This is a genomic window from Mesorhizobium sp. M0571, assembly GCF_040320985.1.
Classification (GTDB): domain Bacteria; phylum Pseudomonadota; class Alphaproteobacteria; order Rhizobiales; family Rhizobiaceae; genus Mesorhizobium.
This window is the reverse complement of the sequence record NZ_JAMYQT010000100.1, coordinates 1-8835: the sequence shown is the minus strand read 5'-3', so window position 1 is coordinate 8835 and position 8835 is coordinate 1. Positions and strand designations below refer to the sequence as shown.

General features: G+C 58.8%; 9 protein-coding genes. 8 read left to right on the top strand and 1 reads right to left on the bottom strand.

Annotated features, from left to right (window positions below):
- Nucleotides 1–175: 175 nt before the first annotated feature.
- The 8 genes from NKI85_RS36850 to NKI85_RS36815 all read left to right on the top strand — a co-directional run bounded on the left by NKI85_RS36850 (nt 176) and on the right by NKI85_RS36815 (nt 6178).
- On the top strand, nt 176–451 hold the full coding sequence (locus tag NKI85_RS36850) for a hypothetical protein (protein WP_352780756.1): 276 nt from the start codon (nt 176–178) through the stop codon (nt 449–451).
- A gap of 444 nt (nt 452–895) precedes the next feature.
- Nucleotides 896–1939 (top strand): radical SAM protein, encoded by a 1044-nt coding sequence (locus tag NKI85_RS36845; protein WP_352780753.1) that lies wholly within the window; start codon nt 896–898, stop codon nt 1937–1939.
- A gap of 29 nt (nt 1940–1968) precedes the next feature.
- Nucleotides 1969–2199: a hypothetical protein gene (locus NKI85_RS36840; protein WP_352528361.1), complete on the top strand. Its 231-nt coding sequence runs from the start codon at nt 1969–1971 to the stop codon at nt 2197–2199.
- Between the two features lie 14 nt (nt 2200–2213).
- Complete coding sequence (locus NKI85_RS36835; protein ID WP_352528363.1) at nt 2214–2459, top strand: hypothetical protein; 246 nt, start codon at nt 2214–2216, stop codon at nt 2457–2459.
- Between the two features lie 90 nt (nt 2460–2549).
- Nucleotides 2550–2759 carry a hypothetical protein gene (locus tag NKI85_RS36830; protein ID WP_352528365.1) on the top strand — a complete coding sequence of 70 codons (210 nt, stop codon included), beginning with the start codon at nt 2550–2552 and terminating at the stop codon, nt 2757–2759.
- A 120-nt stretch (nt 2760–2879) separates the two neighbouring features.
- Nucleotides 2880–4019, top strand: a complete 1140-nt coding sequence (locus tag NKI85_RS36825; RefSeq protein WP_352528367.1) for a TOMM precursor leader peptide-binding protein — start codon at nt 2880–2882, stop codon at nt 4017–4019.
- Nucleotides 3935–5359: a YcaO-like family protein gene (locus tag NKI85_RS36820; RefSeq protein WP_352780749.1), complete on the top strand. Its 1425-nt coding sequence runs from the start codon at nt 3935–3937 to the stop codon at nt 5357–5359. Before NKI85_RS36825 ends, NKI85_RS36820 begins: the two co-directional genes overlap by 85 nt.
- Nucleotides 5360–5380: 21 nt before the next feature.
- Entirely contained in the window at nt 5381–6178 is a 798-nt protein-coding gene (locus tag NKI85_RS36815; RefSeq protein ID WP_352528371.1) for a SagB/ThcOx family dehydrogenase, read from the top strand.
- Between the two features lie 52 nt (nt 6179–6230).
- Here NKI85_RS36815 and NKI85_RS36810 read toward each other — a convergent pair whose 3' ends face one another.
- Nucleotides 6231–8177: a S9 family peptidase gene (locus NKI85_RS36810; protein ID WP_352780746.1), complete on the bottom strand. Its 1947-nt coding sequence runs from the start codon at nt 8175–8177 to the stop codon at nt 6231–6233.
- Between the last annotated feature and the right edge of the window lie 658 nt (nt 8178–8835).

Sequence of the window (8835 nt, the reverse complement as noted above, 5' to 3'; positions counted from 1 at the left end):
TCCGGTGGACGGCCTTTCACAAAAGCCGTCTCGTTCATTTACGAAACTGACGTTACGGCATTTATAGTGCATTGCAATATTTTTGTGCGACGCACCATCCCTCGTCCAGCGTTCCGAGGGGCATGCGGAGGGTAATGGACGCCCCTCGACCGTCGATGAGATTCGTATATCAGGTTTGCACGATTCAAACGCGACCCTGACCCTAGACAGCGATCCGGAAAGAGAGAAAGCTGCCGACCCGTCCAATCTGCTGTTGCGGGAAAGGATTCGACTGCTCCAGGCCGTCATCGACAAAGTCCCAGGAGGCATATCCCCCTTTGATGATGACCTACGCGCACACCGACTACATGGCTTCGGTCATTCCGGTGCGAAGGAAGTCATCCTGTCCAATGCCAGCCGTTTCGCCATGCTTCAGGCGCCGGACGAATACAGCCAGGCTGGGCTGATTTGATTGACGCCAAGTAACGGCGGCGTCTTCAAGCCACGAGCATCCGATTTCGGCTGTCGCGGAGGTGAATCCAGCCTCTTCTAAGGCGACCAGGCGAGACACCTGCGGCGGTAGGCTGACCCGGCGGGGCGCCTCCGACGCGCTTCGCAAATGCGCGGTCCGTGGCGATGACTTCGGGGCCGGCCCTGCCCAGTCAAACTCCGCCTGCTCGAAGTGAATTAACTGCCTGCTTAGCGTTCATGCGCCAGTCGTCGCTCTGAGGGAAGCTGTTAACAATTCCGAAACCATACCGTTAGGCAAGATTTATCTAATATTGATGATTCAAATCTCTTCATGTATCTTGACTTGGCATATTTCTCATTTTGACGTTGTCTAATGCAACGCCATATGCACCTTTGAAATCCTTATAGAATATTGACGGCGCCGCCTGCCGTTGGAGCGAGTCGTATGACCATCGGCCACGCACACGCGTGCCCCGAAGTCCTGGGGCTATTGTTGACTTCCAAGTGCAACATTTCTTGCAGGCACTGCTGCAACGATTCTCATCCTGCTAAATCGGAATCGGCTTCGTTCGAGCGGATCGCCCGTTTGATCGACGAAGCCGCGGAGCTTCCGTCGATCAGAGAAGTTGGAATAAGCGGAGGTGAACCATTCCTATACCTAAGGCTCTTGAAAGAGATCATCTCCCACGCCCGCACCTGCGGATATACGTCCTCCGTGACCACTAACGGATTTTGGGGCGGCTCGCCAGGAGCGGGCTTGCAATTGGAGGGGCTCAGGGATGCAGGGCTCGGCGCCGTCAACATCAGCACCAGCCAGTTCCATCAGGAATTCCTACCGCTTAGCAGGATTGTCGGCGCGGCAAAGACAGCACTGAATGTCGGACTGAAGGTAACCGTCAACGTGGTTTCAACGTCTACTACGGAGATGGACGACGTCCGCGGCGCATTCTATGAATTGGGACAGATGGTGCGGTTTGTCGTCATGCCTTGCCTGCCGGCTGGCCGCGCGTCGACGAATGTGGAACAACAAGAATTCCCTGCGGATTTCACTTCGCCATTCGGCAACTGCCGGGAGCATTTCAAAAAGCTTGCAGTCGACCTTTCCGGCGATGTGTATCCGTGCTGCTCGCCTGGTGGCTTTACCGAGCCTCTGCGTATGGGAAATGAGCATCGCTCTACGCTTGGCGAGATCGTGAAGGCATCGGACCAGAACAAGCTTCTCGCTGTCCTGGAATCCGTCGGGCCGGGATTTTTCCTGCCCTTCTTGCGTGAGCAAGACATTGGTCACGAGATTCCGGAACGTTTCAGCGATCAGTGTCATCTATGCCATTTCATGCTGTCTTCGCCGAAATACGCCGAGAAGGTGGCCGAGTGGGCGGAGCTGCTGGTGAGCGATCTGGCCGCGCTCCCCGAAACCGAGCGGCCGGCCGACAATTCAAGATTGGCAGGCTTGAAGGAATTGAGGGCGCAATTGGTGCTGCCCAACTAGCATCACGGTCACTATCCGGGGAGGGAGCGATGTCGGATACAAGATCACCTGGAATACTGTCACAGCTGGGCCTTTCGGCAACGGACCGCGAGAAAGTGGCCGAGGTCACCAGCGATCTAATCGCAATCCACGTCTACCGCGAGCTGCAAATCCGCAACGATCTGGCGAAGGTGGCTGGATGCTCGATTATCGGCAACTGCTCCAACGGAAGCTGCGACATCATCGGCAATTGTTCGTCGTCTTCCAAGGACATGCTGTGACGGAGGACCATTGGATGAGCGACACGCGCGCACTGGTCGAGGAGAGCCTTTCGACCATCGAGATTGGTCGCCTTGGCGACGACAAACTCATCGACCTCCTGACGCAAATCATTGATCAGGAGGTTGCGCTGATCGTGCGCGAAAATCTTGACGACCGCAAACCGGCGACACCTGAGAAGGGAGAACCGCCAAGTCGACTGTCCGCCGTCGCTAATCAGCGCGCGCGGTCGAAACCGGGTGGCCGAAGGCCGGGAGGCTGAAGTCATTTTCGCACTCAACAATCAAGGGAGGGCTCGCACAACCATTCTGGAATAACGCTGAAATTTAACTCGTAACATGGGAGACGTAATATGGCTGACAGATCATTGAGCCTTGCAAGTCTGAAACTGAGCGTTGAACAACGGGAGCAGGTCGCCGAAATCGCTGGCGATCTGATCGCGGTTCAAGTCTATCGCGAGTTGCAGCGGGCGGGCGATCGGGCCGCCGATTCCGGCTGCAACATTATAGGCAACTGCTCGAGTTCCTCAAAGAGCGCGCTGCTCGAAACCATCGCAAGATAAGGTGCGTCAGGCGTGTGAAGGCATCCCCTTCGATCGGGATGCCTTCCATTCCGACGCTGACGGGCCCTCGCGTGATCACGCGGCGGTCGCTCGACACCCTTTCCATCTGGGAGCGGCACTATGGACAAGCTTTCATCCATCCCGTCCTTTCCTCGCCTCCAGTATGGCGTCGAGATCGTTCCCGTTGAGGAAGGAAAAGTCCTCCTGCGCTCGTTTACGGGAAGTGTGATGCTCTCTGGTGATTTCGTTGCGGTCGTTCTTCCGTTGCTTCTTCCACTGCTCGACGGAAAGCATGGGATCGAAGACCTGGCGGCCGAATTCGACGAGACATTGCGGCCGGAGATCGAAGACTTCCTGACGTTGATTCAACACAAGGGTTTCCTGGGCAAGGCAGCACGGGACGGGCGAGAAGATGACGCGGTCATGCTGTCTGGTGAGGACCGCGCGTACTGGTCCCTATATGGCGCGAGCGCCAGTGAGGCGGCGAGACGACTGGCCCAATCGACCGTGGTGATTGCGGGCCTTGGGGACGTCGGTAAAATCGTTGCGACCATGCTCGCCGCCTCCGGCGTCGGGACTCTCGTTCTTGTCGAGGGCGCCACGCCTTCCCAATCGAGCGGCCGCGAAGAGGCTGAAGCGTCGGAGACAAGGAAGACCGAACTGTCGCTGCGCAAGCAGTACGCGTCTCGTGTCGTGACGATCCCGACGACTATCGACGACGCGGCCGGCTGGGAGGAGACGGTCGCGGCCGCAAGCGTTGTTGCGGTCATAAGCGACACCATGTCGATGGGCGGCTACGACCGAGCGAACGAAGTATGTATCAAGCATGGCGTGCCATGGGTTTCGGCAAGGATCGATCGACAACGCGCTATCATCGGCCCGTTCGTCATTCCGAACCAGACCGCTTGCTTCGCCTGTTTCGAGGCCCGCAGTCGCGCCAACGCGGATCATCCAGAAGATCACGAGGCACTCTACCGTCACTGGAAAAAACTCAACGGCAGACGCGACATGTGGCCGTCCCTTCTCCCCTTCGCGGGGATCGTAGGAAATTTCGTCGCCTTGGACTTGTTACGTGTCCTTGCGGGCGAGCATCTTTCAGCAGCGGCGGGGCGCATCATCAACATCGACCTTCTGACAATGGAACGCAGCGTCCATGAGGTGCTGAAGTTGCCGAGATGCCCGGCATGCTCGCGGTTGAGGGACCGCAGACCAACCAAGATTTGGGACATCATCCCAACCGAAACGCGGTCAGTCGGCTGAGCACGGCAGCATCCGGAGAAATACGAATGCAGCTTCACCACCACTTGCCATCGCCGATCGAGGATACTCTGCGCAAGGCGCTTAGGCTTGTCGATGATGAGACAGGGATCATCAAGATCCTGCACGAGGCGCCATGCGCCCCTGACTCGCCAAGGATATTTGGTTGCGGAGCGCTGTCCAGCGACTATAGTCGTTTCGGATTTCCCTCCGAAAGCCCGATCAGCGGCTCCACGTCACTCGTGCGCGACCAGGCGCTTGTCGGGGCGATCGGCGAGGCGGTCGAACGTTATTCTGCCGCCTATGTTCCCTACGACGAGATTATTTATCGCCCCACCAGCGCCGTCTCCGCTACTGCGGTTTCACCTTGGTCGCTCTCGCTATACGACGAAGTCCAGTTAGCACGGCCTGGTTTCGGCTATTGCGCCCTGCGGCCCGATGACACGATCGGCTGGGCCATGGGCTTCTCGCTGGCGCGCAAACAGCCGATCCTCGTTCCGGCATTCGCGGTCTATCAGCCGTACATAGGTCGCACCGGAGAAGCGCCGGTGGTGCAACAGATCACGACGGGTTTGGCCTGCGGCAACACGGCGGAGGAAGCGATCCTCTCGGCCATTTGCGAGGTCGTGGAGCGCGACGCCGCGATGCTCATGTGGCTTCAAAGCCGTCGTCCACCGAAGGCTGTCATCGACTTGCGGACCCCACAGCTGGTGCGGGAGACGCTTGACCGCTTCGGATCGATCGCAGATCACGTCACCTTGCTAGACGTCACGACCGATCTTGCGATTCCCGCCTATGTTGCCGTATCCGATATACCCATGGCCGGAAAGCGCGGCGCTACGTTTTCCTCATGCGCTAATCTGGTTGCCAGTCGCGCGGCCGTTGGTGCGCTCACCGAACTGGCGCAATGCCTGTTATGGGTGAACAGCCTTGTCGACAAGGGGGCGCATCTGCCCAGAGCTTCGCTCGAGGAGATTGCGCAAATCGAGGAGCACGTCCTATGGCCTCTCTTGCCGGAAAACCGCCGGGCCTTCGAATTCATCCTTTCCTCCTCGCGTGAGACCGAGATACCGCAAGACCCTGACGGGCCTACCGACATACTCGATTCGATTACACACTGTGTCGAACGCATCGCGCGCGGCGGGCTGGACGTCATTGCAGTCGATGTGACCTCCCCGGATATTAGAGAGTGCGGGCTGCATGTATTCCGGGCGATCATTCCAGGTGCGCAGCCGCTCTATTTTGGCAGCGGCCTGCACAGGATCAGTGTTCGCGCCATTAGCGCCGAGTATGCCGATCGCGCGAACAAGCGGATCAACCTCCACCCGCATCCTTTCCCCTAGTCGATCTCGCAAAGGTGACAAATGCCCGATCCTCATGGGACTGACATATCCAAAATCCGGAACCGGCTTTTAGGTGAACGCAACCTGTTCTCCGTCTCGGAGCTGTTTCATGAGAACAGCAGGATCAGCCGATCCTCGCCGCGGATTGCTCAGAGCGCGCAATCTGCTCTCGTCGCCCCGGCGGGATTCAAGCGATACATCTATGCGCCCCGCATTGCCTTGCCCGATCCACGCACGGCTGAGAGGGACAGCATTTGGGACAACATGGCGTCGCGCCGATCGGTGCGCAGCTACTCGGGTCAGGAGATTGATCTCCAACGTGTATCGGACCTCGCGTTTTACGCGCTGGGCACCACTGAAAAGGGAGCGAGACGCTGCGTACCGTCAGGCGGCGGGCTCTATCCACTCGAACTTTATGTGGTGGTCGCTCGTGTGGAGCAGTTGCCATCCGGTCTTTACCACTACGATCCGCGCTCGCATGCCCTGTGCGAACTTGGCAGAGTGGACTGCATGGCATCGGTGAAGAAAGCAGTGTTCATTCCCGAGGCGGTGGACAACGCTGCGGCCGTCTTCGTTCTAACGGCGGTATTCGGCCGCTCCAAGATCAAATACGGCGAGCGGGCTTATCGTTTTTCGCTATTGGAAGCAGGTCATGTCATGCAGAACATCTGCCTCGCGGCGACCGCGCTTCGCCTTGGCGTATGTCCCGTAGGTGGCTTCATCGACGACGAGATGAACGATCTGCTTGACGTTGACGGCGTTGAGGAAGCGGTCCTCTACGCTGCGCTCGTCGGCTCGCTCGACAAGGTCGGCGGCTGAACATCGCCATCTGTTGTTACGGGCGCTTTGATCTGTTTTGCGCATTCAGGAATTAGAAAAGCGGCCCTAACCACTCGCCGCCGATCTCGATTGTGAGACTTGACGCTTCCAGATCATCACCCAGCATCTCGCGTGAGCCACCCAGATGATAAGCTAGGAATTGCTCCACGACAGCCATCAGAGCGATACGGTTGCGCTGACCTAGCAGGAAATGGCCTTCATCGGGGAAAGTGATCAAGGTCACCGGCACGTTCCTTCGGAGCAGAGCGAGCGCGACGTTCCTTGACTCGGCCGGATTGACGCGAACGTCGCGAAGTCCTTGAGCAATCAACATTGGACGGACCATTTGCTCAACATGAACAAGTGGCGAGCGTTCCTGGAGCCATTTTCGTCCCTCCACGGTCGCGGGGTCCGCTAACCGGCGTAGGATCATGGCGAACCAGTTGTGCCAGTAAGGGGGTATTTTCGCGATGAAAGACAGCAGGTCCGAAGGGCCGCAGATATCGATGAAGCAGTTGTAGAGATCGGGACTCCTCGCTGCAGCCATCAGGGCGGCATAGCCGCCATAGCTTGCTCCAAGAAGCCCGACCCGGTCAGGATCCGCGATACCCTCCTTGACCGCCCATGCCACGCCATCGTCCAGGTCATCTTGCATGCGGCCGCCCCACTCGCGATCAGCCGCATTGGTGAAGGCTTTGCCGAAGCCGGTCGAGCCCCGGAAATTGATGCTCAGTACCGCATAACCGCGGCTCGCCAGCCATTGATGCAGGGGCGAAAACCCCCAGGCGTCGCGGTCGTAAGGCCCGCCATGGACGACGACAACCAGCGGCCGGCGGCGAGCGCGGCCGGCCGGGACTGTGACATAGGCGGGCAGCGTCAGACCATCTCTCGAGCGTATCGCGACGGGCAGCATCGCCCTCAGCGGCATGCCTTCAAGGTCGTCCCGCTCGGGGAAGAGCTGAAGCGTGCGCCGCTTGGCGCGATCGAATATTCGCAACTGTGCGGGAGCGTCGCTCGCCTCGAGGCGGATCAGCATGCGCCGCCTCCCGGCGCTGACGCCCACGATCACCAGATCGAGGCCGGCAGCGTCCTCGAGCTGCCGCGCGAGGTCAGCTGCAAATTTCTCATCGATAGGGTGCCAGCGGCGCCTTGCCGCGAGGGCAGCTGCGGCAAGAGGCCAGCCTGTGTCGGGATCATAGACGACTTCCGCGATATCGGCCTCGCTGTCGGTAGCCAGAACCGTCAATACTGCAGTTCGGGCATCGATCGCGACGAGGGCAGTGCGATCGCGATTGCGCGAATCGAGCAGGAACACCACGTCACCGTCGGCACTCAAGCCATCTATGTGCGTGGTCAAGGAATCCTCTGGAGGGATATCAAGAAAGGGAACCCATCCTCCATCCCCTTGCCGTTTGAGGACTTCGATCGACCCGTCCTGCCGCACCCGCTCGCCGAAGCAGACTTTGAAGTCGGCGTCAGCGTGCAGCCGGCTGAAATCGGGATTCTGGAACACTGTTATGCGCTGACCGGTCGCTACGTTGACCCGAACGAGGTCAAAGCTTTCCGGATCCCTGTCGTTTACACTGAACAGGATGTCGGAAGGAACACGTCGCGAGCTGCGATTGAAAAGCGTTCGCGTACCGCCACCGGGCGTCAGCGTGACCTCCGCTCCCGCGTCCACATCGATGCTGAAAGCCTGATAATTCTCATCACCGGCATGATCGCGAAAGACGACGACATGCCGTTCGTCCGCCACCCAAAACAGCGCCGGCGAAACTGGGCGAACAGGTCCACCGGTCAGGCGTCTGGCGGAAGCCGGATCGAGCGCATCCGCTACCATCACGCTCAACATCCCGTCCTCGTTCTGGAGCCAAGCGATCCGGGTGCCGTCGTCGCTCAGTCGCAGATGCGATCGCAGTGGGTCGGCAAACGCGACCTTTCGTGTCAGCAAAGCGGTGCGTCGCCTATGACCTGGAGCAATTTCGCGTTTATTGGCCACGCTGCACAGTCGCCGACGCGGGCGGAACCGCACCGGCCCTAAGTGCCCCCTGCCCAATCTGAGTCCATGGATGACCGGTTACGTTCAGGGCCAGTTCCGACAGCAGCCAAAGGATCGTCCGGACAAGCGCCACATCCAGAACGGGAGTCGCGAGATCCGCCAACGGCTCCGGGATGGTGAAATGGCCGTTGAGGCGGTGTAGGAAGGTTGCGGTCCCGGTGTCGATCATGAAATGGCGTGGCCGACCGTGGTTGAAGAACAAGAGGACAGATGCACCGCGCACAGCAACGTACGCGATAGCCATAGGCCCTCGGGAACGGCCGGCAAAAGCGATGCGGATATCTCCACTTAAGCCTGTATATGAGCATAAATTCGATGCGGACGATAGTCGAAGATCGCAACTCTAGTCGGCTGCTCCGATCGCCGTTTGCGCAATGTGAGCATCCGGTTAGGGAAACGCGCTGGTTCACGAGCCCGATCCGTTTCATGATCTATTCACCGTCCTCAACAAGGCCTCGTACAGTTCTGGGGGCGATCAACGGGTTTGTGTCGGCATCTGGCTGGCTGAATTCCACATACAGATGCAGTTCGTCCGGCACGAAGACGACCTCCACGATCCTTTGATACCATTGGCAAGGTTGTAGGCGAGGACGGTCAT

What these genes read in the sequence shown, in the direction of transcription:
- NKI85_RS36830 (WP_352528365.1), top strand. Translation starts at nt 2,550, where the DNA reads ATGGCTGACAGATCATTGAGCCTTGCAAGTCTGAAACTGAGCGTTGAA.
- NKI85_RS36840 (WP_352528361.1), top strand. Translation starts at nt 1,969, where the DNA reads ATGTCGGATACAAGATCACCTGGAATACTGTCACAGCTGGGCCTTTCG.
- NKI85_RS36845 (WP_352780753.1), top strand. Translation starts at nt 896, where the DNA reads ATGACCATCGGCCACGCACACGCGTGCCCCGAAGTCCTGGGGCTATTG.
- NKI85_RS36815 (WP_352528371.1), top strand. Translation starts at nt 5,381, where the DNA reads ATGCCCGATCCTCATGGGACTGACATATCCAAAATCCGGAACCGGCTT.
- NKI85_RS36835 (WP_352528363.1), top strand. Translation starts at nt 2,214, where the DNA reads ATGAGCGACACGCGCGCACTGGTCGAGGAGAGCCTTTCGACCATCGAG.
- NKI85_RS36820 (WP_352780749.1), top strand. Translation starts at nt 3,935, where the DNA reads ATGCCCGGCATGCTCGCGGTTGAGGGACCGCAGACCAACCAAGATTTG.
- NKI85_RS36825 (WP_352528367.1), top strand. Translation starts at nt 2,880, where the DNA reads ATGGACAAGCTTTCATCCATCCCGTCCTTTCCTCGCCTCCAGTATGGC.